The organism is Streptomyces sp. NPDC003038 (assembly GCF_040611115.1).
In the GTDB taxonomy this organism is placed as follows: Bacteria; Actinomycetota; Actinomycetes; order Streptomycetales; family Streptomycetaceae; genus Streptomyces.
Genome location: NZ_JBEXNN010000051.1, coordinates 1 through 22,912, shown reverse-complemented (window position 1 = coordinate 22,912; position 22,912 = coordinate 1). Strand labels below are relative to the sequence as shown.

The window sequence follows — 22,912 nt, the reverse complement described above, 5'->3', positions numbered from 1 at the left end:
AATCCACACCGAACCCGGAAGGCCCTCACCCGTTCAAGACGCCTCAGCCGAGACCTCCATCACCCGTCCACAACCTCCCGGGGCAATACACCTAGTACGCTCCCCGAAATGACGGCACTTTCACATCACGGCAACGGTCGGATCGAGGAGCCCGGACGGGACGGGGCCACCGCCACCACCGAGGCGGATCCGCACGCGATCGGCGTGGTGCGGACCTCGTACGCCCCGGATCACGACGGGGATCCGGATCCCGGCGAGATCGTGTGGACCTGGGTCCCGTACGAGGAGAACGACGGCCGCGGCAAGGACCGCCCGGTGCTGGTCGTGGCCAGGGAGGCGAGTCTGCGCACGCTGCTCGCCGTACAGCTGTCCAGCAAGCGGCACGACCACGACCGGGAGTGGGTGCCGATCGGGACCGGGCCCTGGGACAGCGCCGGGCGGGAGTCCTGGGTGGATGTGGACCGGGTGCTGCGGGTGCACGAATCGGGGATGCGGCGCGAGGCCTGCGCGCTGGACCGGGGGCGATTCCAGCTGGTGATCGACCGGCTGCGCGAGCGCTACGGCTGGCACTAGCCACCCTCCGGGCGCGGCCGCCCGCCGGAGCACCGGACCACCCCCGAGCACCGGAGCACCGGAGTGCCGGAGCACCAGGTCACCAGGTCACCAGACCACCGGAGCGCGACCGCGCCTCAGGCCGCGGCGGTCCTGAAGTCGTCGAATGCCCGCTCGAACGCCTGGCGGGTCCGCGGATTCCGGTCCAGTACGCCGAACACGACCCGCTCGAAGACCCCCGCGAACCGTCCCGCCAGCAGTCCCCGGAAGGCCGCGGCCACCTCCGCCGGGTCATTCTGGAACACGCCGCAGCCCCACGCCCCCAGCACCAGCCGCCGGTACCCGTGCAGCGCCGCCACCTCCAGGACGAGCTCCCCCCGACGGACCAGCGCTGCCGGGATCTCGGCGACGCGCTTCGGCTCCTGCCGCCGGATCGTGCCGGCGTTCGGAGCCGGGGAGGTGAGGAAGCCGGCCCGGAAGGGCGTCTCCAGGAGCTCGCCTCGGTCGTCGCGGAAGACGGGGACCCCGGGTGAGTGGATCACCCGGTCGGTGTAGAAGGTGCTGCGTTCCGCGCGGTGGATCTCGTAGTACTCCGGCGCCTCCAGCAAGGTCTCGTACAGCGCCGAGGCGCGGCAGAGAGCCTCCTCCTGCGCCTTGGCGCCCCGGACGTAACCACCCCCGGGATTCCGGGCCGAGGCGAAGTTCAGCACCGCCACGGAACACCTCGGCGCGCCGTCCGTCGCGAGCCTCCGGGCCGCGACCGTGCTGCTCTCCCCGGTGACCTCGACGACCGTCCCACCGCGCTCACCGCGCTCACCGGGCAGCCCTTCGCCTGGAATGATCCGTTTTGGCCCATATATCCTGGTTCCCGCCTTGGACTCCGCCAGGGCGGCGGCGAGGGAGACCTCCCGTCCCGACCGCGTTCGGTAGCCACCGGCCGCCAGGATGTCCGCGTTCTCCCGCGCGATCTCGCGCAATCTGCTGCTCACACCGCCATCTTCTGCGCCACATCCCCTGGCGGCAAAGGATTTCGTACCCAAGGGACGGGTAGGCACGGGTGATGTCACGGCCGACGACAGAAGACGAGGACCCGGTCATGCCGCATGATCCGCCCGCCGCTCTGCCAGCCGCTCCGCCCGCCCCTCCGTCACTCGCGCCGCCCGCCCCGCCCGCGCCGCCCGCGTTCTCGCCGGCCGGCCCTGCCGCGTGCGCGCCCACCACACCACCAGCTCCGCCCCACGCCGACGCCCACCCCGCCCCCCTCACCGAGGCGGCCGCCGAGGACCTGATCCATGGCATCTGCTTCAAGACCGGCCCGCCCCGCCTCATCGGCGCCGAGCTCGAATGGCTGGTGGTGGACGCCGAGCGGCCCGAGCTGCCCCTGCCTCCCGAGCGGCTGCACGCCGCGCACGGCGCTGCCCGCGCCCTGCCCCTGCGCTCCGTGCTGACCTTCGAGCCCGGCGGCCAACTGGAGCTGAGCTCCGCTCCCGCCGCCTCCCTCACCGGGTGCGTGGACGGCCTCCGGGCCGACCTCGACGCCGTACGGGCCGCCCTGCTCCCCCAAGGCCTGGCCCTGCTCGGCCTCGGCCTGGATCCGCGGCGCCCGCACCACCGGCTCCTGACCAGCCCGCGCTACGAGGCCATGGAGGCCTACTTCGACCGCACCGGCCCGGCCGGGCGCGCCATGATGTCCGCCTCCGCCTCCGTGCAGGTGTGCGTGGACGCCGGCCAGGAGGAGCCCGGAGTGCTCGGCCACGGCCGGCGCTGGCGGCTGGCGCATCTGCTGGGCGCGGTACTGGTCGCCGCGTTCGCCAACTCCCCCGGCCGCGAAGGCCCGTACGCCGGCTGGCGCTGTGCCCGCCAGGGCGTCTGGAGCGACCTGGACGCCCGGCGCGCCCTCGCCCCGCCGCTGGACGCCGAGCCGCGCGCGGCGTGGATCCGGCAGGCGCTGGACACCGAGGTGATGTGCGTACGGTCGTACGACGGCGGGCCGTGGGAGGCGCCGCGCGGCACGACCTTCCGCGACTGGCTGCGCACCGGCGGCCGACGGGGGCTGCGGCCGCCCACCACCGAGGACCTGGACTACCACCTGACCACCCTCTTCCCTCCGGTACGGCCGCGCGGCCACCTCGAGCTGCGGATGATCGACGCGCAGCCCGGCGACGACGGCTGGCTCGTCCCGGTGGCCGTCGTGCACGCGCTGTTCGACGATCCGGAAGCCTCCGAGACCGCGTACCGGGTGACGAAGGCGCTGGCCGACGCGTACGGCACCGGGCCCGCGCCCCGCAATCCGCTCTGGAGGTCCGCCGCCCGTCATGGGCCGGCCCACCCGGAGCTGGGGACGGCGGCCACCGCCTGCTTCCGGGCCGCGGCCGAGGCGCTGCCCCGGCTCGGCGCGAGCGCGCACGTCCAGGACACGGTCGCGGCCTTCATCGAGCGTTACGTGCTGCGCGGCCGGTGCCCGGCCGACGACCGGCCGCCGACCATCCGACCGGCCGACCATCCGTCCGACGACCGCTCCGGCAGCGGCGGTCCCCGGGGAAGGAAGAACTCAGGTGACCACTGAAACCCCGTCCCCGGAGCGCCTGCGCGAGCGGGCGCTGGCCGCACTGACCGCCGCCCGCGCCCGTACGGCCGCGCTCACCGACGCCGTCACCGACCAGGACCTGACCGCGCAGCACTCCCCGCTCATGTCCCCGCTGGTCTGGGACCTGGCGCACATCGGCAACATGGAGGAGCTCTGGCTGCTGCGCCGGGTGGCCGGACGCGAGGCCATGCACCCCGAGATCGATCCGCTCTACGACGCGTTCGAGCATCCGCGCGCCGAGCGGCCGAAACTGCCGCTGCTGGGCCCCGGGGAGGCGCGCCGGTACGCGGCCGAGGTGCGGGGCCGGGTCTTCGACCTGTTGGAGCGCACCCCGCTGGAGGGCACGGCCCTGCTCGACGCCGGATTCGCCTTCGGGATGATCGCTCAGCACGAGCAGCAGCACGACGAGACCATGCTGATCACCCACCAACTGCGTCGGGGTGCCCCCGTACTGACCGCCCCGGACCCTGATCCGCCGCACGGGGACCCGCCGGCCGCGGCGGAGGTCCTCGTCCCGGGCGGCCCGTTCACGATGGGCACCTCCACCGAGCCGTGGTCCCTGGACAACGAACGGCCCGCGCACACGCGGGAGACGGCACCGTTCTGGATCGACACGACGCCGGTGACCAATGCCGCGTACGAGGCCTTCATCGCGGACGGCGGCTACCAAGAGCCCCGCTGGTGGGCCGATGAGGGCTGGGAGCAGATCCGCGGGCACGGAATCGAGGCCCCGCTGTTCTGGCACCGCGAGGGCGGCGGCGCCTGGCTGCGCCGCCGCTTCGGGGTGACCGAACCGGTGCCCGGTGACGAGCCCGTGCTGCACGTCAGCTGGTACGAGGCGGACGCCTACGCCCGCTGGGCGGGACGCCGACTGCCCACGGAGGCGGAGTGGGAGAAGGCCGCCCGCCACGACCCGGGGACCGGCCGCTCGACCCGCTACCCGTGGGGCGACGCGGACCCGACGCCCGCGCACGCCAATCTCGGGCAGCGCCACCTGCGCCCGGCTCCCGCCGGCAGCTATCCCGCCGGGGCGTCCCCGCTGGGGGTGCGCCAGCTGATCGGCGACGTGTGGGAGTGGACCGCCTCCGACTTCCTGCCGTACCCCGGGTTCCGGGCCTTCCCGTACCGCGAGTACTCGGAGGTGTTCTTCGGCCCCGGGCACAAGGTGCTGCGCGGTGGCTCCTTCGCCGTGGACCCGGTGGCCTGCCGGGGAACCTTCCGCAACTGGGACCTGCCCGTGCGGAGGCAGATCTTCTGCGGCTTCCGGACAGCGAGGAGCATCTGATGTGTCGTCATCTCGCTTATCTCGGACCCGTGGTCGCGCTCGGGCGGCTCGTGAGCGAGCCGGAGCACTCGCTGATCCGGCAGGCCTGGCAGCCGCGCCGGCAGCGGAGCGGCACGATCAACGCGGACGGCTTCGGCATCGGCTGGTACGCGGAGGGCGACCCGGTCCCCGCCCGTTACCGGCGGGGCGGGCCGGTCTGGAGCGACATCACCTTCGCCGATCTCGCCCGCGTGGTGCGCAGCGGGGCCGCGCTGGCCGCCGTACGGGACGGCACGCGGCTCGGGGCCGACGGGGAGGCGGCAGCGGCACCCTTCGCTGACGGGCCGTGGCTGTTCAGCCACAACGGCTCGGTACGGGACTGGCCGGACGCGGCGGCTCCGCTCGCGGCCGGGCTGGCGCCCGTGGACCTGCTCCAGCTGGCCGCGCGCACGGATTCGGCGTTGATCTGGGCGCTGGTGCTGGCTCGCCTCCGGGCCGGGGACGACCTCGGCACGGCGCTCGCCGGGCCGGTCCTGGACCTGTCCGCGGCCGCGCCGGGGTCCCGGCTGAACCTGCTGCTGACCGACGGCGCCTCGATCGCCGCGACGGCCTGGGGCGATTCGCTCTGGTACCTGCCGGACGTACCGGCGGGGCGCGTGGTGGTGGCGTCCGAGCCCTACGACGACGACCCCCGCTGGTGCGAGGTGCCCGACCGGACCCTGCTGACCGCCAACCGCACACGGGTCGATCTGACTCCGCTGAGGGAGACCCCGCTCGGGGGAAAGGAACGCCGTGAGTGACTTCCAGTTGACCCGCACCCTCGACGAGCACGCCGCGGAGCGCGCGCTGCGCACGGATGTGTCGCAGGGGCTGACACGCACCCCCAAGGTGCTGCCGCCCAAGTGGTTCTACGACGCGCGGGGCAGTGAACTCTTCGAGGAGATCACCCGGTTGCCCGAGTACTACCCGACGCGCGCCGAGCGGGAGATCCTTCTGGAGCGGGCCCGGGAGATCGCCTCGGTGACCGGGGCGCGCACCCTGGTGGAGCTGGGCTCCGGATCCTCGGAGAAGACCCGGCACCTGATCGAGGCACTGCCCGCCCTGGACACGTACGTACCGGTGGACGTGAGCGAGAGCGCCCTGACCGGGGCGGCCGAGGCGCTGCTGGCGGAGCATCCGGGGCTGCGGGTGCACGCGCTCCTGGCCGACTTCACCCGGGCGCTGCATCTGCCCGACTCTCCCGGGCCCCGGCTGGTGGTGTTCCTGGGCGGCACGATCGGCAATCTGCTGCCGCCGGAGCGTGCCGTGTTCCTCGCGTCCGTACGGGCGATGCTGTCGCCCGGCGACGCGCTGCTGATGGGCACGGACCTGGTGAAGGACGAGGCCGTGCTGGTCGCGGCGTACGACGACGCGCAGGGGGTGACGGCCGAGTTCAACAAGAACGTACTGGCCGTCATCGACCGGGAGCTGGGTGCGGACTTCCACACCGCCGACTTCGCGCACGTGGCGGTGTGGAACCGGGAGCAGGAGTGGATCGAGATGCGGCTGCGGGCCCGGTCCGCGGTGCTGGTCAAGATCCGGGCCCTGGATCTGGTGGTGCCGTTCGCGGCGGGTGAGGAGATCCTGACGGAGGTGTCCGCGAAGTTCCGTCAGGACGGCGTACGGAAGGAACTGGCCGCCGCAGACTTGGAGTTGACCCACTGGTGGACGGACGCCGCGGGCCGCTTCGCGCTGTCCTTGGCCGTCGCGGGCACTACGCCGCCCACCGCCGCCTGAGCCGCGCTCGCGAGGTCCCGCCGGTCCGCGTACCGGCCCGGCGGGATCCGCGGGAGCAGGGTGACCTCGGCCCGCACGCCGCGGGCCCGGGCGATCCGCCACAGCGAGGCGGTCAGCGGGTCGTCTCCCACGAAGGCGGGCGCGCCGGCCACGTGATCCCCAGGGGACGCGGAGGACTCGGAGGACGCGGCGGACTCCTGCCGCTCGTGGCAGCCGGGCGGCCCCGACGGCTCGTGCAGCCGGTACGCGAGCCGCACCGGCTGTACGGGTACCCGCGCGTCCAGAGCCGACTGGAAGACGGCTCTCCGGAAGGGCCCCCGGGCGCGCCCGCACCACGTGGAACCCTCGGGGAAGACGGTGACGCGGTCGTCGGCCAGCAGCGCGCGGCTGATGGCGTCGACGGTGGACGGCAGGGCGCGGATCCGGTCGCGCTCGATGAACAGCGTCCCGGCCTGTCCGGCGAGGCGGCCCAGGACCGGCCAGGTGCGGATGTCGCTCTTGGCCAGCATGCGGCCGGGCAGGACGGCGGCGACGAGCGGGATGTCGAGCCAGGAGATGTGGTTGGCGACGACGAGGCGGCCGCCCTGCGGACCGGGGCTTCCCCGCACGGTGATCCGTAGGCCGAAGGACCGTACCAACGCGGCCGACCAGCCCCGGACCACCGCGTGCCGGGGCCGGGCCGGCAGCAGCCGGACCGGCTGGGCACCCACGATCCCGGCCAGGATCACCACGAGGGCGAAGGTGAGCCGGAGCACCGCGCGGGGAACGCACACGGTGCTCCCCTCGTGGCCGGCACAGGCCTCGGGGGTGCAGGGCGAGGTGGGCAGCCAGACGCTCATGCGCCCGGGGCGAGCGAGAGGAAGTGCTTCAGGTAGCGCGGGTTGGTGCGGCGCAGGGAGAGCAGCACGTACAGGTCGGCGCAGCCGAATCCGGCATCGAGAGCCGGCTCGCCGCAGACCCAGGCGCCCAGCCGCAGGTATCCGCGCAGCAGCGGCGGCAGCTCCGTCCGCGGGGGGACGGTGATGCCTTCGGGGTTCCAGGGGAGGTGGGGTGCCACCCGGTACTCCTCGGGGGCGAGGTTGCGGGTCAGGACGGTCTCGCGGGCGGCGGCGGCCAGGACCCCGCCGTCGGCGAGCGGTATCGAGCAGCAGCCGGCGAGCCAGTTGTGCCCGGAGCCGTCCATGTAGCGGGCGAGGCCGGCCCAGATCAGGGCGATGACGGCGCCGTTGCGGTGGTCGGGGTGGACGCAGGAGCGGCCGACCTCGACCAGGTCGGGGCGGATGGGCGCGAGGGCGGAGAGGTCGAATTCCCCTTCGGAGTAGAGGCGCCCGGCGACGGCCGCGCGTTCCGGGGGCAACAGCCGATAGGTGCCGACGACCTGCCCGGTCCCCTCCTCGACGACGAGGAGGTGGTCGCAGTACGCGTCGAAGGAGTCGGCGTCGAGGCCCGGCTCGGGCCCGTCCAGGCGGGCGCCGAGCTCTCCGGCGAAGACCTGGTGGCGCAGCCGCTGGGCGGCGCGCACCTCGTCCTCGTCGCGGGCGAGGCGTACGGCGTAGCGGGGCGAGGGGACCGAAGCGGAAGCCGAAGCGGGGACCGGGGCGCCGACGGGGAGGGGAGCGGGAGCGGGAAGGGGGGCGGGGGCAGGGGCAGGGGCAGGGGCAGGGGCAGGGGCAGGGGCAGGGGGAAGAGTGGACGGGGACAGGGGGGCGATGGTCATGGCGGCTCCTGATCCGGGCACGGGAGCCAGGCCGGCAGGTGTGCGGCCTGGCTCCTTTACTTCTTCCGTGACCGGCTGGATTCGACATGACCGCTCAGCGGCCCCTGGATGTGCGGACGCTGAACTCAGCGGTCGGAGCTGAGCACCTGACTGATCGCGTCCGACGCCGTCCTGGCCGCCTGCTTGGGGTCCTTGCCGGTGAGCACGGCCGTCATGAAGGGCTTGACCGGGTTCGCGGCCTCGACCTCGGCCCAGCGGGGGGACTTCGGGGTGGCCCGGCCCTGGGCGGCGCCCGGCGCCATGGCGACGGCGCCCTCGTTGCCCTCGACGACGTGCGCGAGGGTGGTCTTGTTGGGTACGTAGCTCATCGTGCGGGCGAGCTCGGTCTGCCACTTCTCGCTGACCAGGGCCGTGATCACGTCCACCGCGCCGCGCCGCTGCGCGGTCTTCTCCGGGATGATCAGGTCGGAGCCGCCGGTGAACACGGCGCCCGGCTTGTCCGAGGTCTTGCCGGGGACCGGGAAGAAGCCGAGCTTCCCCTTCAGCGCCGGGTTGGCCGCCTCGATCTCGGCGGCCTGGCCGGGTGGGGCGATGATCTGGGCGACGTGGCCGCGGGCGAAGACCTGGGACTGCGGCGGGGTTTCCTCGTCGGCGTCCTTGGGGCCGTCGCCGAGGGACTGCAGCTGCTTGTAGAACTCCATGCCGGCCAGGGCCTTTTCATCATCGAGGGTGCCGATCCACCGCCCGCCGGTCTCGATGGCGAGTTCGCCGCCCTCGTCCCAGATGAAGCCCGCCAGGACGTACCAGTTCTGGCCTGCGAGGTAGATGCCCTGCTGGTCGCCCTTGTCGAGCTTCTGGGTGGCCTGCGTCCACTCCTGGCGGTTCTTGGGGAGAGCCTTGATCCCGGCGTCGGCGAAGAGGTCCTTGTGGTAGATCACCACGCGGTTGGCGGCGTACCAAGGAACGCCGTACTGGGCTCCGTTGACACTTCCCGGATCGGACAGGCCCTTCAGCCAGTCCTTGCCGCCCCACGCGCGCAGGCCCTCCAGCGTGACTTCGGAGACGCCGCCCGTCTCGACGTACTGGGCGACCTGGGTGTTGCCGACCTCGATGACGTCGGCGTTCTCCTTGCTCGTTCCGTCGAGAACGGCGTTGACCTTGGCGCCGATGCCCGTCCACTCCTGGATCTTCACCTCCAGGTCGACGCCGGGGTGTTCCTTCTCGAAGGATGCGGTGAACTTGCCGATGAAGTCCTCGGAAGCGCTGCCCTTCATCAGCCAGAGCGTCACCTTCCGCGACCCGCCATCCGGGCCGGCCGGCTCGCCGCAGCCGGTGAGGGCGGTCGCGGCCGCGAGGGCGGTGCACACGGCGAGGAAGCGCATCTTCACGAAGGTCACCTTCTGGAGTTCGATCTCAGATGGCTTGAAATTGGCATAGACCAATGGGCGGGTCAAGGGCCTTTCGCTCGGGACTGTTCGCACAAAGTTCGCGAACCGGGAGTTAGTGGGGCACGGTGGAACCAGGCAAAAGCCACGCACTGCCGGGAGACCCCATGTCCAACCACACGTACCGGGTGACCGAGATCGTCGGCACCTCCCACGAGGGCATCGATCAGGCCATCCGCAACGGAATCGCCCGGGCGGGCCAGACCGTCCGGAACCTCGACTGGTTCGAGGTGGTCCAGGTACGCGGACACATCGAGAACGGGGAGATCGCGCACTACCAGGTCGGGCTCAAGGTCGGCTTCCGCCTCGAGGGCGAGGACTGAGCGAGCCCAGCCGGGTACCGGCCCCGAGTCCTCGGCTCAGGTCCGCCCCTCGCCCTCCTGGGCGGACTTGAGTTCCGGCGCCTGCGCCGCCCAGTTCGCCAGCACCACGCGGAAGCCGACGGCTCGCGCGGCCTGGCACACCAGCTCGTCGTCGTCCACGAGCATGCGCACCTCCCGGCCCCGGGAGATCCGCTTCAGCACATCGATCTTGGTCATCCGGGCCGGCCGCCGGTCCTGGTCGCCGCGCATCCACAGCCGCCCCTCGGGCAGGCCGTGGCGGGCGAGCCAGTCCGTCGTGTCCCGCCGACAGCGCTCCGGGCGCCCGGTCAGGTACACCACCTCGCAGTCGGCCGCGCTCTTCAGCACCATCTCCACCCCGCGGACGAGCGGCGGGTCGGCCGGCGCCGCGCCGAAGAAGCCCTTCCAGTCCCTGGGGCGGCTCTCCAGGAAGTGCTGGCGGTGCCCGGTGTCGGCCAGGGTGTTGTCGATGTCGAAGACGGCCAGCGGCCGGTGGGTGTCGTGGTCTGTCATGGCGTCAGCCTAGGCGGGGGGAATCCTCAGCCGCCCCGGACGTTGAGACCTGTGTGATCCGAAAACTCTCGATACTCGACCGGTCGCGCACCCGTGAGGGGTACGACGCCCCGCAGGCCCTGCGCGACACCGTGGAGCTGGCGCGCGCGGCCGAGGAGCTCGGATACCACCGATTCTGGGTCTCGGAGCACCACAGCGTGCCCGGAGTCGCGGGTTCCGCACCGGCCGTGCTGGCCGCCGCCGTGGCCGCGGCGACCCGGCGGATCCGGGTCGGCACCGGCGGGGTCATGCTGCCCAACCACCAGCCGCTCGTGGTCGCGGAGCAGTTCGGGGTCCTGGAATCGCTCTTCCCCGGCCGGATCGACATGGGGCTCGGCCGCTCCGTCGGCTTCACCAACGGGATCCGGCGGGCGCTGGGCCGGGACGCCGGGGACGCCGACCGGTTCGAGGAGCAGCTGACCGAGCTGCTGGGCTGGCTCGACGGTACCCAGCGGACCCATCCCGAAGTGCACGCCCGGCCTGCCGAGGGGCTGCGGATACCGGCCTACGTCCTGGCCACGGGGGAGGGTGCCGGGATCGCGGCCCGGGCCGGGCTGCCGCTGGTGGTGGGCGATCTGCGCGCCCGCGACCGCGTCGCGGAGGTCATCGAGACCTACCGCGAGGGGTTCCGGCCCTCTTCCCGGGGCGCGCAGCCGTACGTCGTGATCTCCGGGACCGTGGCGGTCGCGGCCACCGCGCGGGACGCCCGGCGGATCCTGGTGCCGGAGGCGTGGTCCCTCGCGTACTCCCGCACCCGGGGCAGCTTCCCTCCGCTGCGGCCCGCCGAGGAGATCGAGGCCATGGAGATGACCGCGAAGGAGCGCGAACTGTACGAGAGCGCCCTCGCCGGGCATATCCACGGCACCGAGGAACAGGTCGCGGCGGAGCTGTCCGAGGTCGCCCGGCTGACGGGCGCGGACGAGCTGCTGGTGACCACCTCCACCTACGACCGGGCGGCGCTGCTGGACTCGTTCGGCAGGCTGGCCCGGATGGCGGGTCTGACTTAGGCAGTCTCGTTGGGTTCGGAGGACGGACCAGAGGAAGGCCGCGAGAGCACGCGGCCAAAGGAGGTGACGCCGCGTCCGCTGGTGTGACACTCTGACGGCCGTGATCATCAGGGTGAGTGAGGCACGCGTACGTCCTGAACGCTTCGAAGCATTCCGCGACATGATCGTCTCCGCGGTGCGCGAGTTTCCCGGCCGCTACCCAGGGCTGGTGGACCACGAGGTGCTGCTCGCACCACCCGACTCACTGCTGTATGTCAGTCGCTGGCGCAGCGAGGAGGACTTGGCCGGCTACGCCGGCGAGCACTGGCGTGACCGGCCCGTGGTTCTGCCGGGCGAGGACGAGTACCTCGTCGCGGCACTTCAGGTGCGGCACTTCACGCTCGCGTCTCTGAGCTGACTCCAGCCGCGAGGACCGCGGGCCCACCGACAGGGGTGTGCCTCTGCGGCGGGCCCTACGCGTCGCCGGGAAGCAGCTGCTGCGACAGCTCGCGGAAGCTCCACTGCCCCTGGCGGCGGGTGAACATCCAGACGAGGTCATAGCGGTCGGGCCAGGCCGCGGGAACGCCGAGGACCTGGTCGGAGCCGAGGGCCTGGACCAGGCGGGGGACGCCGGTGTGCTCCCAGCAGACGAGTACGGGCATCGGGGCGGCCAGTACGGCGTGGGCCAGGGCCGGTTCGGCCCCGACGGCGAACTCGGCGCGGACCGGGGTCCGCAGGGCGGTGGCCAGGGCCGCCACGGTCTGCTTGCAGCGCGCGGGCGCCCCGGCCTTGCCGCCGGCCGCGAAGAGCACGGCGGGGCGGGGCAGCGGGGCGCGGCCGGGCGGGGTGAACAGCCGCGGCAGCTCCGCGGCCCGGCGACGGCCACGGCCGGCGAGGAACCCGGGGTCCTCGTTGCCCTCGTCGTCCTCGCCGGTGTCACCGGCGTACGGTTTCTCCGCGTGCCGGATCACCATGACCAGGGCGTCCACGGGGGCTCCCGGCGGGCCGGGGGCCGTCTTGCGCGGGCGCTCCTGCGCGCCGCAGCCGGCCACCGCCAGCGGGGCGAGGGCTGCGGCCAGCACGCTGCGGCGGCGCGGTCCGGACCCGGCGGGGGCTGGTGGCATGGGGCCCACTGTCCCGCACGGCCGGGGCGCCGCCGGGGCGCGGCGCGGCGTACCGCCCGACGAACGCCCGCTCGGCCCATCCGATCATCCGAACAGCCGATCGGCCCCGGTCCTGCGGGGGGGGCCGCCCGGACGGGGGGCTCAGCCCTTGCGCACCGCCCTCAGCCACTCCTTGTTCATCGCGGCGATCGACGGCAGCGGAATGCCCTTCGGGCAGGCCGTCGCGCACTCGCCGGTCAGCGTGCAGCCGCCGAAGCCCTCCTCGTCCATCCGGGCCACCATGTCGAGCACGCGCGTCTCCCGCTCCGGCGAGCCCTGCGGCAGCACGTTGAGGTGGTTGACCTTGGCGGAGGTGAAGAGCATCGCGGACCCGTTGGGGCAGGCCGCCACGCACGCGCCGCAGCCGATGCACTCGGCGTGCTCGAAGGCCCGGTCGGCGTCCTCCTTGGGCACGGCGGTGGCGTGCGCCTCGGGGGCGGCGCCGGTGGGGGCGGTGATGTAGCCGCCGGCCTGGATGATCCGGTCGAAGGCGCCCCGGTCGACGACGAGGTCCTTGACGACCGGGAAGGCGGCCGCCCGCCAGGGCTCGACGTCGATGGTGTCGCCGTCGGCGAAGGACCGCATGTGGAGCTGGCAGGTGGTGGTGCGCTCCGGGCCGTGGGCATCGCCGTTGATGACGAGGCTGCAGGCGCCGCAGATGCCCTCGCGGCAGTCGTGGTCGAAGGCCACCGGGTCCTCGCCGCGCAGGATGAGGTCCTCGTTGAGCGTGTCGAGCATCTCCAGGAAGGACATGTCCTTGGAGATTCCGTCGACCTCGTATGAGGCCATGGCGCCGGGGGCGTCGGGGTTGCGCTGACGCCAGACGCGCAGGGTGAGCTTCATGCGTAGCTCCGCTGGGTGGGGTGGACGTACTCGAAGACGAGGTCTTCCTTGTGCAGGACGGGGGCGGCGGTGCGGTGCTCACCCGGGGGCCGGCCGGCGGACCCGCGGTACTCCCAGGCGGCGGCATAGGAGAACTCCTCGTCGCGCCGCGCGGCCTCGCCGTCCGGGGTCTGTGACTCCTCGCGGAAGTGGCCGCCGCAGGACTCGGCGCGGTGGAGGGCGTCGAGGCACATCAGCTCGGCGAGTTCGAGGTAGTCGACGATGCGGTTGGCCTTCTCCAGCGACTGGTTGAACTCCTCGCCGCTTCCCGGGACCTTCACCCGCCGCCAGAACTCCTCGCGGATCTCCGGGATGCGGTCGAGTGCCTTGCGCAGGCCCTCCTCGGTGCGGGCCATTCCGCAGTACTCCCACATGAGTTCGCCGATCTCGCGGTGGAAGGAGTCGGGCGTGCGGTCACCGTCGACGGCGAGCAGCCGCGCGATCCGCTCGCGGGTCTCGCGTACGGCGGCCGCGGCCTCGGGGTGGGTGTCGTCCACACCGTCCCGGTGGGGGTGGCGGGCGAGGTAGTCGTTGATGGTGGACGGGAGCACGAAGTAGCCGTCGGCGAGGCCCTGCATCAGCGCGGAGGCGCCGAGGCGGTTGGCGCCGTGGTCGGAGAAGTTGGCCTCGCCGATCGCGAAGAGGCCGGGGACGGTGGTCTGCAAGTCGTAGTCGACCCACAGGCCGCCCATCGTGTAGTGCACGGCGGGATAGATCCGCATGGGGACCTCGTACGGGTTCTCCGCGGTGATCCGCTCGTACATCTCGAAGAGGTTGCCGTACTTCTCCGCGACCTTCTGCCGGCCCATGCGGCGGATGGCGTCGGCGAAGTCCAGGTAGACGCCCTGGCCGCCGGGGCCGACGCCGCGGCCCTCGTCGCAGACGTTCTTGGCGGCGCGGGAGGCGATGTCACGGGGCACGAGGTTGCCGAAGGAGGGGTAGATCCGCTCCAGGTAGTAGTCGCGCTCCGCCTCGGGGATGTCGGCCGCGGGACGGGTGTCGCCCTTGGCCTTGGGGACCCAGATGCGGCCGTCGTTGCGCAGGGACTCGCTCATGAGGGTGAGCTTGGACTGGTGGTCGCCGGTGCGCGGGATGCAGGTGGGGTGGATCTGGGTGAAGCACGGGTTGGCGAAGTACGCGCCGCGCCGGTGCGCCCGCCAGACGGCGGTCGCGTTGGAGTTCATGGCGTTGGTGGAGAGGTAGAAGACGTTGCCGTAGCCGCCGCTCGCCAGGACCACGGCGTCGGCGTAGTACGTGGAGATCTCGCCGGTGACCAGGTCGCGGGCCACGATGCCGCGGGCCACGCCGCCGGCCACGATCAGGTCCAGCATTTCGGTGCGGGCGTGCATCTCGATGTTTCCGGCGGCTATCTGGCGGGAGAGTGCCTGGTAGGCGCCGAGCAGGAGCTGCTGGCCCGTCTGGCCGCGGGCGTAGAAGGTGCGGGAGACCTGGACGCCGCCGAAGGAGCGCGTGTCGAGGAGGCCGCCGTACTCGCGGGCGAAGGGCACGCCCTGCGCCACGCACTGGTCGATGATCTCGACGGAGATCTGGGCGAGGCGGTGCACGTTGGACTCGCGGGCGCGGAAGTCGCCGCCCTTGACGGTGTCGTAGAAGAGGCGGTGCACCGAGTCGCCGTCGTTGCGGTAGTTCTTGGCGGCGTTGATGCCCCCCTGGGCGGCGATGGAGTGGGCACGCCGCGGGGAGTCGGAGAAACAGAACTGAACGACGTGGTAGCCCTGTTCGGCGAGGGTGGCGCCCGCCGCTCCGCCCGCCAGGCCGGTGCCGACGACGATGACGGTGTGCTTGCGGCGGTTGGCCGGGTTGACGAGCCTGGCCTCGAAGCGGCGGCGGTCCCAGCGGTCCGCGATCGGACCTCCGGGGGCCTTGGTGTCGGCGATGGGGTCGCCGGTGGTGTAGCGGGCGTAGTCGTTCGTGGGGTTCATGGGCTCGCTCATGGTCAGTTCACCACTCCGGTCATCACGGCTACGGGGACGGAGACGAAGCCCGCGAAGAGGACCACGGCCAGGGCGTCGGCCAGGAACTTCAGCGTCCGGTCGCGTCGGGCGCTGGCCGCGCCCAGGGTCTGGGCGGCGCTCCAGAAGCCGTGCCGGACGTGCAGGCCGAGTGCGGCCATCGCCACGATGTAGAGGGTGTTCCCGTACCAGGTGGAGAAGGTGGCGAGGACGTTCTCGTAGGGGTGGCCCGCCCACGCGCGCTCGTTCACGGTGAGGGTGGTGAGGTCGAGCAGGTGCCAGACGATGAAGAGGGCGAGGATGACGCCGCCCCAGCGCATGGTGCGGGTGGCATAGCCGGCCCGGCGGCGCTTGTGGACGTACTTCACCGGGCGGGCCCTGATGTCCCGCCGGCTGAGCTGGTACGCGGACACACCGTGCGCGACGACCGCGGCGAGCAGCACCACGCGGACGATCCACAGGGCCCACTCGTGGTGCAGAAAGGGCGAGCCGAGGGTGCGCAGCCAGTGGGCGTAGCCGTTGAACTCCTCCGACCCGAAGAAGATCTTGAGGTTGCCGAGCATGTGCACGACGAGGTAGCCGAGCATGATCAAGCCGGAGACGGCCATGACGGCCTTCTTGCCGACGGAGGAGTCCCAGAGCGTGCGCGTGGTGGACGGCCGTCGACCCGTCCGCGTTGCCAAAGCCATGTCCCAGACCGTAAGGACGGAGGCCCCGAAAGGTCCAAGACATGATGGAGCTGATATCGATAGCGAAGACCTATCGGTCGTATCCTGGGCCGATGCAGTTCCAGCAGCTCTTGTACTTCGTGGCCGTCGCCGAGACCCGCCATTTCACCCGCGCCGCGGAGCGGGTGCATGTGGCCCAGCCCTCGCTCTCCCAGCAGATCAAGGCTCTCGAACGGGAACTGGGCGCCGAACTGTTCAGCCGGGCGCGGGGGAACATCGCACTCACCGATGCGGGTGAGGCGCTGCTGCCGCTGGCCCGGCGGATTCTGGCGGACGCGGACACCGCGCGGCTGGAGGTGCAGGAACTGGCGCAGCTGCGGCGTGGCCGGGTCCGGCTGGGCGCCACGCCGAGCCTGTGCACGGGCCTGCTGCCGAATGTGCTGCGCGCCTTCCACACCGCGCATCCGGGGATCGAGCTGCTGATCGAGGAGAGCGGTTCCCTCGACCTCGTGCGGGAACTGGCGCGAGGAGCCCTGGACCTGGCCCTGATCGCGCTGCCCCTCCCACCCTCGGCCCCGGCGCTGACGACGGTGGAGCTGTTGACGGAGGACCTGGTGGTGGTGTCCTCGGCGGAGCTGCCGGCGCCCGGCGGGGGCGAGGAGCTGACCATCTCCGGCCTCCGGGAAGAGCCGATGGTGATGTTCCGCCACGGCTACGACCTGCGGGAGCTGACCGTGGCGGCCTGCCGTGCGGAGGGCTTCGAGCCGGTGTTCACCGTGGAGGGCGGCGAGATGGACGCGGTGCTGGGCTTCGTCCGGGCGGGACTCGGCATCGCGGTGGTCCCGGCGATGGTGGTGGAACACGCGGGCCCCGGCCTACGGGCCACCCCCCTGGCGGGCTCTCCCCTGCGCCGGACGATCGCCCTGGCCCACCGCACGGACGTCGCTCCCCCACGCGCGGCCCGCGAACTGAAGCGCATCCTGGTGTCCTGACGGAACACCGCCGGCCGAGCGGGAGCCCAGCGGCGGCCGGAGGGTCACGGCCGACGGGGCAGCCGGGCCTCGGCGGGCATCGGACCCCGGGGCGGGGCCGTGCAAGGTCAGGGCCGCCGGGCTGCCGGGTGGTTCGCGGGCGCGCGGGGCGCCTCAGGAGGAGGTGGGCACGGCGTCCGAGAGGGAGAGGGTGTGGATGCGGTCGGGGGCGCCGGGGCGGGCGTAGTACCACCCCTGGGCCGTATCGCAGCCGAGGGCGCGCAGTTGGGCCGCTTGGGCGCCGGTCTCCACGCCTTCGACCGTGACGGCGAGTTCCAGGCTGTGGGCCAGGGCCACGATGCCCTCCACGATCTTGACGTCGACCGGGTTGGCGGGGTGGTGCTGCATCCCCTTGGTGAAGGAGCGGTCCAGCTTCAGGACGCTGACCGGGAGGCGGCGCAGATTGGCGAGGTTCGAGTAGCCCGTGCCGAAGTCGTCGAGCGCGATGTCCACGCCCAGGGCGGCGAGCCGGCGCAGCGGTTCCAGGAGTTCGTCGTCGGCGCCGATGAGGGCCGACTCGGTGACCTCCAGGCACAGCGCGCCCGGGGCGAGGCCCGACTTCTCCAGCACCGCCACGGTGTCGGCGACCAGGCCGGGGTGGTGCAGCTGGGTCGGCGAGAGGTTGACGTTGATCCGCAGGGAGGCTCCGCCGAGCTGGCGCTGCCAGTTGCGGGCCTGGCGGACGGCCTCCTCCAGGACCCAGCGGCCGAGCGGCACGATGAGCCCGGTCCGTTCGGCGAGGGGGATGAAGCGGTCCGGGCCGAGCACGCCGTGCTGCGGGTGCGACCAGCGCACCAGCGCCTCGGCGCCGTGCACGCTGCCGTCGTGCATGTGCACCAGCGGCTGGTATTCGATGAAGAACTCGCCGCGCTCCAGCGCCGCCGGCAGGGCGTTGGTCAGGCCGTGCCGGGTGATGGCACGGGCGTCGGCCTCGGCGTCGGCGAATTCGAAGCGGTTGCCGCCCGCCGCCTTGGCCCGGTACATCGTGATGTCGGCGCTGCGCAGGACCTCCGCCGGGGTGCGTTCCCTGGCCCGGCCCTCGACGATGCCGATGCTGCCGCGGACCGTCAGCTCCCGGCCCTCCAGCCGGATCGGCGCGGACAGGGCGGACAGGATGCGGACCGCGAGGTCGGTGACCTTCTCCTCGGTGTCCGAGCCGGTGGTGAGCGCGACGAACTCGTCGCCGCCGAGCCGCGCGACCACCTCGCCCGGGCCGGTCGCGCAGCTCTGGAGCCGGTCGGCGACCTCCACCAGCAGCCGGTCGCCCGCCGAGTGGCCGAGGCTGTCGTTGACCGTCTTGAACCCGTCGAGGTCCAGGTAGCACAGGCCGAAGCGGCTGCCGCCGGCCCCGCTCAGGGCCTTCTCCAGCCGTTCGAAGAACAGCGTCCGGTTGGGCAGCCCGGTCAGGGCGTCGTGCGTGGCCTCGTAGCGCAGGCGCAGGTTCAGCAGCCGGCGTTCGGTGGTGTCCTCCATCAGGGCCAGCTGGTACTGCGGCTTCCCGTCGGCGTCGCGCAGCAGCGACACCGTCAGGTTGGTCCACAGGACGGTGCCGTCGTGCCGGTAGTACGGCTTCTCCACACGGAAGTGCTCGCGCTCGCCGCGCACCAGTTCCCCGTACATGCTCCAGACGTGCGGGGTGTCGTCGGGGTGTCCCCAGTCGCTGACCTTTCGGCCCCGGACGTGCCCCTCCAGGCCGCCGAACATCTGCAGCAGCGCGTCGTTGACCTCCAGGATGTTCCCGTCCAGGTCGGCGATGCCGATGCCGATCGCCGCGCCCTCGAACACCGCCCGGAAGCGCTCCTCGCTCGCGTGCAGGGCCTGCTGGGCGTCGTTGCGGGCGGTCAGCGCGGAGCGGGCGATGGCCTCCTGCTCCCTGAGGGTGCGCTCGCGCAGGGCGCGGGCGTATCCCGCCGCGATCCCGTGCTGGAGCCGGGCGCAGCGGGCCCGGTACTCCTCGGCGCCCTCCCCGCGGGCGCCGTCGCGGCCACCCGAGCCGCAGTAGAGGACCAGGTACGACTCGATCACGCCGAGGGTGCCGGCCAGCGCTTCGGGGTCGGTGCAGTGCACGGCGACGAGTTCGGCCCCGACCCGCTGGGCGACGGTGGCGTCGAAGGGCCGGGCGTGCAGGGCCTCGGCGAGGATCCGGGTGAGCGGTACGAGGTGCCGCTCGAATTCGACGCGGGTCAGCGAGGTCGCCGTGACGGGGAAGATCGCCCGCCCCCAGATGGTCGCGAAGCGGGCGATCCGGTCCTCGAGACCACCCTGCGGTGCCGCCGGGGACTCAGCTGCCGGTGCGCCTGCGGGCGCCGCGGCGACGTCCGGCGCACCCGCCGTCTGTGCCGGGAGTCTCACGCCTTGCGTCCCACTCCGCCGAAGCCGGAGAAGGCGTACGGATCCTCCTGCGCCTCCGCGTCCGCCCCGGCTTCCGGACGGTCCGGCCGCCAGTCGGGCATGGACACAAGGCCCGGCTCCACCATCTCGAACCCGTCGAAGAAACGGCTGATCTCCTCCCCGCTGCGCATGACGAGGGGGTTGCGGATGTCCCGGTAGACCTGGACGGTTCCGCCCGCTACCTCCTCCGTCAGCGGGATGCCCTCGAACGAGGCGTGCGTGAGGACCAGCAGGCTGCCGGGGGCCAGAGCGTCACGCAGCTCGGCGACGGCGGCGTACGGGTCGTCCGCGTCCTCCAGGAAGTGCAGGACGGCGACGAGCAGCAGGGCGACCGGCCGGTCGAAGTCCAGCAGTCGGCCGACCTCGGGATCGGCCAGGATGCCCTGCGGCTTGCGCAGGTCGGCTGCGACGACGCCGGTTCGGTCGTCGTCCCCGAGGACGGCCCGGCTGTGTGCGACGGCCACCGGGTCGTGATCGACGTAGACCACGCGGGCCTCGGGGCTCGCGGCCCGGGCGATCTCGTGGACATTGCCGAAGGTGGGGATGCCGGAGCCGATGTCGAGGAACTGCGTGACGCCCTCGGCGACGGCGTGCCGGACGGCGCGGCGCATGAATGCCCGGTTGGCCTGCATGATCTTGGGCAGGCCCGGCATGAATTCCATGGCCCGGCGGGCGGCCTGGCGGTCGACCTCGAAATTGTGGGAGCCGCCCAGGTAGTAATCGTAGATGCGGGACACGCTCGGCACCGATATGTCGATGCCTGGCGGGGCCCAGGAGGGGCGCTCCATCGGGGTCTCCAAGCCTTGTTCCTGCTGCGGTCCGTCCGGGGTCGGACTCCTGTCCGAGCCGAATGTACTGATCATCGCCCAACGGGGCGAGTGAAAGCGGAAATTGGCGATCCGTTCTTCGTCACACACCAAAGGCACCTGCCGCACGTGACCCGCGGAATGATCGATACCGCACCCCCTTTGGGAATTGGGCGGTGGCCCACCGGACACCCCGCATGGCCCGGCCGCGAATGGCTTAAACCTCTCTGGTGGCCATCCCATCCGTTCAGGCGAACCGGAGCCGAGCCCCGCGTGCGCTGCCGCGCGCGAGCCCATGCTCCCCGGGTGAACAAAGCTCGTACCAGGCGCCTGCTGGCGGTCCCGGTCCTGCTGTGGGTGGCCTTGTCCGCCACGCCGGCCGTGGCTGATAGCTGCGCCTACGCGACGATCGGCGCCCGCGACGGCGCGACCGCCGCCGGAGTCGTCGCGGTCGCCGGAAGCAGCGCTCGCGCAAGCGGCCCCGGTGGCGGACACCGCGGCGGCGGCCACGGACACGGCCACGGACACGGCTCCCGCGGCGGCCACCACGGAAAGGGACATCACCGCGGGCACCGCTGCCCGCCACCGCCCCCGCCCCCGCCGTGCCCGCCGAAGCCGACGCCCTCACCCACCCCCACTCCCACACCCACGCCTGCGCCGACCCCTTCCCCCACCCCTCCGCCCAAGCCCACCCCGCCGCCGGCGCCGGCCCCCGAACCGACGCCCCCCAGGCCGGCTCCAGCGCCGCCGAAGCCCGCGCCGGTGCCGGTGCCGAAGCCCGTCCCGTCCCAGCCGCCCCCGCCGAGGCCACCGGCGCCCACTCCCTCAAGGGAATACACGGCGCCGCCTCCCCCACCGTCGCCCAGCCCTGCGGTGACGCCTTCGCAACCGGTGGCCCGCCCGGCGTACCACGCTCCGCACCGCAAACCCGCGAAGCGTCACCTCTCGCCGGTGACCTTCACCCTGCTGACCTCGGTGCCCGCGGTGCTCGCGCTCGCCGCACTGCGCCCCCGGTAGCCCTGCCGCCCCACCTGTAACCGATTGGGAGTCATCTTGTCGGAATGGCTCGTCCTGTCCCTCGCGATGGCCGCGGCCTGTGCCGTGGTGGTGTCCATCGCCGTCTTGAACCACCGCAGGATCGGCGAGGACGACGATCCGAACGAAACGCCCGACGTCATCGAGTACATGACGATGATGATCGGGGTGATCTACGCGATCGTGCTGGGCCTGGCGATCGCCGGCGTCTGGGAGGCCCGCGGGGCCGCCCAGGACTACGTACGCCAGGAGGCGCAGGCCCTGCACGAGATCAGCGTCCGCTCCGAGGTGTACCCGGCCGACGTGCGCAGGACGATCCGCTCCGATGTCGACGCGTACGTGACGCACGTGGTGAACACGGAGTGGAAGGAGATGGCGGACCACGGCCGGCTCACGGACCGCGGCGGGGAGCTGCTGGAACGGATCCGCCGGGACGTCACGGACTACGAGCCCCGCACCGACCACGAAGGGCAGGCGTACCAGCCGCTGGTCGACCAGGTGGCGGTGGCGGACGACGCCCGCAGTGCGCGGGGCCAGAGCGCCGGAGCCACCATGCCCGGCGTGGTCTGGTTCGGCCTGATCACCGGAGCGCTGGTGACGGTGGGGCTGATCTTCACCCTGCAGATCCGGCGGTCGTTCCGGGAGCTGCTGCTCGCGGGCCTGTTCAGCGCGCTCATCGCGTTCCTGCTGTTCCTGATCTGGGCGTTCGACGCACCGTTCGGGCGGGGCGTCTCCGCGACCGCCGAGCCGTTCATCGCCCAGTTCCCACGCCTGGCCCTGGGACTGGGCCCGGACGACTGAACCGGCCGGGCTACCGGCCGGCCCCCGGCCGGCCGTACGTACGACCGGAACCGAACCGCACGGCGGTAAACCGGGGACGGGCCTCCTGTCCCCGGTTCGGCCTACAGCCATGCCCCATTCGCCCGGTCCTGATCGCGGGTCACCGAGCCCGCCTTTAGCGTGGCGGACGTCGAGGCGCACGACCCCCCATGTGCGGAAACCATTCCGCGGCTGCTCCTCGAGATCCGGAGAATCGACCATGGGTGCGATACGTACCTCCGCCACAGCCCTGCTGAGCGCCGGCGCCACGGGCGCCGTACTCGCGCTCGGCATCCTCGGCGCGTCCACCGCGACCGCCGCCACGACTACGACCGCCGCCACCACCGCAACCGGCGTGACCTCCGCGACCGGGGCCGGGGCCGGAGCGGGGGCCAAACGCATCACCTCGTTCGGCTTCGCCATCACCCCCTCGACCGTCGCCCCCGGCGGCCAGGTGGTGCTGTCCGTGACCGGCTGCGACGCCGCCTACGCCACCGCCTCCTCCGGGGTCTTCGACACCGTGAGCATCGCCCGCGGCCAGACCGTGCAGGTCAGGGTGGACCGGGACGCCCGGCCCGGAGCCCTGTACTCGGTCTCCTTCACCTGTAACGGGGAGACCGGATCGGCCGACCTGACGATCGCCGGTGGCACGGCCAGGACGCCCACCACGAGTTCCACGACCGGCGCGACCGCCACCGCCACCGCCACCACCCTCGGCGTACGCGGGGGCCTCGGCGGCAGCGTGGCCCGGATGAATCCCCTGGAGCTCGGCGCGGGCGCCGGCCTCCTCCTCGCCGCCGCGGGCGGCACGGCCTACATGGTCCGGCGCCGACGAGCCGGCCGCAGCCACTGACCACTCCCGTCCCGCCATCGGGACATCCCTCAACCGCCGGTCGCCCCGAGTCCTGGCCAGGACTCGGGGCG

Annotated in this window: 22 protein-coding genes and 1 pseudogene; 12 read left to right on the top strand and 11 right to left on the bottom strand. The window is 72.6% G+C overall.

The window, feature by feature from the left end; all coding sequences use genetic code 11:
* The first annotated feature begins 108 nt into the window (after nucleotides 1-108).
* Nucleotides 109-573, top strand: a complete 465-nt coding sequence (locus tag ABZX75_RS32250; protein ID WP_355417101.1) for a type II toxin-antitoxin system PemK/MazF family toxin — start codon at nucleotides 109-111, stop codon at nucleotides 571-573.
* A gap of 116 nt (nucleotides 574-689) precedes the next feature.
* On the opposite strand, the gene ABZX75_RS32245 is transcribed toward ABZX75_RS32250, so the two are convergent.
* Complete coding sequence (locus ABZX75_RS32245) at nucleotides 690-1,541, bottom strand: TIGR02452 family protein (RefSeq protein ID WP_355417098.1); 852 nt, start codon at nucleotides 1,539-1,541, stop codon at nucleotides 690-692.
* A 107-nt stretch (nucleotides 1,542-1,648) separates the two neighbouring features.
* Here ABZX75_RS32245 and egtA point away from each other — a divergent pair, with 107 nt between their 5' ends.
* Genes egtA through egtD form a run of 4 tightly spaced genes read left to right on the top strand, consistent with a single transcriptional unit; the run spans nucleotide 1,649 to nucleotide 6,179 of the window.
* Nucleotides 1,649-3,118 carry an ergothioneine biosynthesis glutamate--cysteine ligase EgtA gene (egtA, locus tag ABZX75_RS32240; protein ID WP_355417095.1) on the top strand — a complete coding sequence of 490 codons (1,470 nt, stop codon included), beginning with the start codon at nucleotides 1,649-1,651 and terminating at the stop codon, nucleotides 3,116-3,118.
* Nucleotides 3,108-4,424 carry an ergothioneine biosynthesis protein EgtB gene (gene egtB / locus ABZX75_RS32235; RefSeq protein ID WP_355417092.1) on the top strand — a complete coding sequence of 439 codons (1,317 nt, stop codon included), beginning with the start codon at nucleotides 3,108-3,110 and terminating at the stop codon, nucleotides 4,422-4,424. The genes egtA and egtB overlap by 11 nt, the downstream gene beginning before the upstream one ends.
* Entirely contained in the window at nucleotides 4,424-5,203 is a 780-nt protein-coding gene (gene egtC / locus ABZX75_RS32230; protein ID WP_355417089.1) for an ergothioneine biosynthesis protein EgtC, read from the top strand. Before egtB ends, egtC begins: the two co-directional genes overlap by 1 nt.
* Nucleotides 5,196-6,179, top strand: a complete 984-nt coding sequence (gene egtD / locus ABZX75_RS32225) for an L-histidine N(alpha)-methyltransferase (protein ID WP_355417086.1) — start codon at nucleotides 5,196-5,198, stop codon at nucleotides 6,177-6,179. Before egtC ends, egtD begins: the two co-directional genes overlap by 8 nt.
* A gap of 263 nt (nucleotides 6,180-6,442) precedes the next feature.
* On the opposite strand, the pseudogene ABZX75_RS32220 reads toward egtD, so the two are convergent.
* The 3 genes and pseudogenes from ABZX75_RS32220 to ABZX75_RS32210 all read right to left on the bottom strand — a co-directional run.
* Nucleotides 6,443-7,018: pseudogene (locus ABZX75_RS32220) on the bottom strand (lysophospholipid acyltransferase family protein); the annotation flags it as partial.
* On the bottom strand, nucleotides 7,015-7,896 hold the full coding sequence (locus tag ABZX75_RS32215) for a GNAT family N-acyltransferase (protein WP_355417083.1): 882 nt from the start codon (nucleotides 7,894-7,896) through the stop codon (nucleotides 7,015-7,017). The gene ABZX75_RS32215 and the pseudogene ABZX75_RS32220, both read right to left, overlap by 4 nt.
* A gap of 125 nt (nucleotides 7,897-8,021) precedes the next feature.
* Nucleotides 8,022-9,278 (bottom strand): extracellular solute-binding protein, encoded by a 1,257-nt coding sequence (locus tag ABZX75_RS32210; RefSeq protein WP_355417107.1) that lies wholly within the window; start codon nucleotides 9,276-9,278, stop codon nucleotides 8,022-8,024.
* Between the two features lie 170 nt (nucleotides 9,279-9,448).
* Here ABZX75_RS32210 and ABZX75_RS32205 point away from each other — a divergent pair, with 170 nt between their 5' ends.
* On the top strand, nucleotides 9,449-9,664 hold the full coding sequence (locus ABZX75_RS32205) for a dodecin (RefSeq protein ID WP_030663252.1): 216 nt from the start codon (nucleotides 9,449-9,451) through the stop codon (nucleotides 9,662-9,664).
* Between the two features lie 36 nt (nucleotides 9,665-9,700).
* On the opposite strand, the gene ABZX75_RS32200 is transcribed toward ABZX75_RS32205, so the two are convergent.
* A complete protein-coding gene (locus ABZX75_RS32200) occupies nucleotides 9,701-10,195 on the bottom strand; it encodes a hypothetical protein (RefSeq protein ID WP_355417078.1) in 495 nt (164 codons plus the stop codon).
* A gap of 53 nt (nucleotides 10,196-10,248) precedes the next feature.
* Here ABZX75_RS32200 and ABZX75_RS32195 point away from each other — a divergent pair, with 53 nt between their 5' ends.
* Together ABZX75_RS32195 and ABZX75_RS32190 are read left to right on the top strand one after the other, a co-directional pair.
* Nucleotides 10,249-11,241, top strand: a complete 993-nt coding sequence (locus ABZX75_RS32195) for an LLM class flavin-dependent oxidoreductase (protein WP_355417075.1) — start codon at nucleotides 10,249-10,251, stop codon at nucleotides 11,239-11,241.
* A gap of 100 nt (nucleotides 11,242-11,341) precedes the next feature.
* The gene (locus ABZX75_RS32190; protein ID WP_355417072.1) at nucleotides 11,342-11,638 is read left to right on the top strand and encodes an antibiotic biosynthesis monooxygenase; all 297 of its coding nucleotides are present in this window, start codon (nucleotides 11,342-11,344) and stop codon (nucleotides 11,636-11,638) included.
* Nucleotides 11,639-11,693: 55 nt separating this feature from the next.
* Here the strand turns inward: ABZX75_RS32190 and ABZX75_RS32185 are convergent, their stop codons facing one another.
* The 4 genes from ABZX75_RS32185 to ABZX75_RS32170 all read right to left on the bottom strand — a co-directional run bounded on the left by ABZX75_RS32185 (nucleotide 11,694) and on the right by ABZX75_RS32170 (nucleotide 15,927).
* On the bottom strand, nucleotides 11,694-12,344 hold the full coding sequence (locus ABZX75_RS32185) for a hypothetical protein (protein ID WP_355417070.1): 651 nt from the start codon (nucleotides 12,342-12,344) through the stop codon (nucleotides 11,694-11,696).
* Nucleotides 12,345-12,485: 141 nt separating this feature from the next.
* Nucleotides 12,486-13,226, bottom strand: coding sequence for a succinate dehydrogenase/fumarate reductase iron-sulfur subunit (locus ABZX75_RS32180; RefSeq protein WP_355417067.1), 741 nt, complete (start codon nucleotides 13,224-13,226; stop codon nucleotides 12,486-12,488).
* The gene (locus ABZX75_RS32175; RefSeq protein WP_355417064.1) at nucleotides 13,223-15,220 is read right to left on the bottom strand and encodes a fumarate reductase/succinate dehydrogenase flavoprotein subunit; all 1,998 of its coding nucleotides are present in this window, start codon (nucleotides 15,218-15,220) and stop codon (nucleotides 13,223-13,225) included. The genes ABZX75_RS32180 and ABZX75_RS32175 overlap by 4 nt, the downstream gene beginning before the upstream one ends.
* A 2-nt stretch (nucleotides 15,221-15,222) precedes the next feature.
* Complete coding sequence (locus ABZX75_RS32170) at nucleotides 15,223-15,927, bottom strand: succinate dehydrogenase cytochrome b subunit (RefSeq protein WP_355417061.1); 705 nt, start codon at nucleotides 15,925-15,927, stop codon at nucleotides 15,223-15,225.
* A gap of 92 nt (nucleotides 15,928-16,019) precedes the next feature.
* Between ABZX75_RS32170 and ABZX75_RS32165 the strand changes: the two genes are divergently transcribed.
* Nucleotides 16,020-16,898 carry a LysR substrate-binding domain-containing protein gene (locus tag ABZX75_RS32165; protein ID WP_355417058.1) on the top strand — a complete coding sequence of 293 codons (879 nt, stop codon included), beginning with the start codon at nucleotides 16,020-16,022 and terminating at the stop codon, nucleotides 16,896-16,898.
* Between the two features lie 153 nt (nucleotides 16,899-17,051).
* Here ABZX75_RS32165 and ABZX75_RS32160 read toward each other — a convergent pair whose 3' ends face one another.
* Together ABZX75_RS32160 and ABZX75_RS32155 are read right to left on the bottom strand one after the other, a co-directional pair.
* Nucleotides 17,052-19,289: an EAL domain-containing protein gene (locus tag ABZX75_RS32160; protein WP_355417055.1), complete on the bottom strand. Its 2,238-nt coding sequence runs from the start codon at nucleotides 19,287-19,289 to the stop codon at nucleotides 17,052-17,054.
* Nucleotides 19,286-20,116 (bottom strand): SAM-dependent methyltransferase, encoded by an 831-nt coding sequence (locus ABZX75_RS32155; protein WP_355417104.1) that lies wholly within the window; start codon nucleotides 20,114-20,116, stop codon nucleotides 19,286-19,288. Before ABZX75_RS32155 ends, ABZX75_RS32160 begins: the two co-directional genes overlap by 4 nt.
* Nucleotides 20,117-21,007: 891 nt before the next feature.
* Here ABZX75_RS32155 and ABZX75_RS32150 point away from each other — a divergent pair.
* The 3 genes from ABZX75_RS32150 (at nucleotide 21,008) to ABZX75_RS32140 (ending at nucleotide 22,841) form a co-directional block, all read left to right on the top strand.
* Nucleotides 21,008-21,151 (top strand): hypothetical protein, encoded by a 144-nt coding sequence (locus tag ABZX75_RS32150; RefSeq protein ID WP_355417052.1) that lies wholly within the window; start codon nucleotides 21,008-21,010, stop codon nucleotides 21,149-21,151.
* A 36-nt stretch (nucleotides 21,152-21,187) separates the two neighbouring features.
* Nucleotides 21,188-21,970, top strand: coding sequence for a hypothetical protein (locus ABZX75_RS32145; protein ID WP_355417049.1), 783 nt, complete (start codon nucleotides 21,188-21,190; stop codon nucleotides 21,968-21,970).
* 238 nt (nucleotides 21,971-22,208) lie between these two features.
* Complete coding sequence (locus ABZX75_RS32140; protein WP_355417046.1) at nucleotides 22,209-22,841, top strand: hypothetical protein; 633 nt, start codon at nucleotides 22,209-22,211, stop codon at nucleotides 22,839-22,841.
* Nucleotides 22,842-22,912 lie beyond the last annotated feature (71 nt).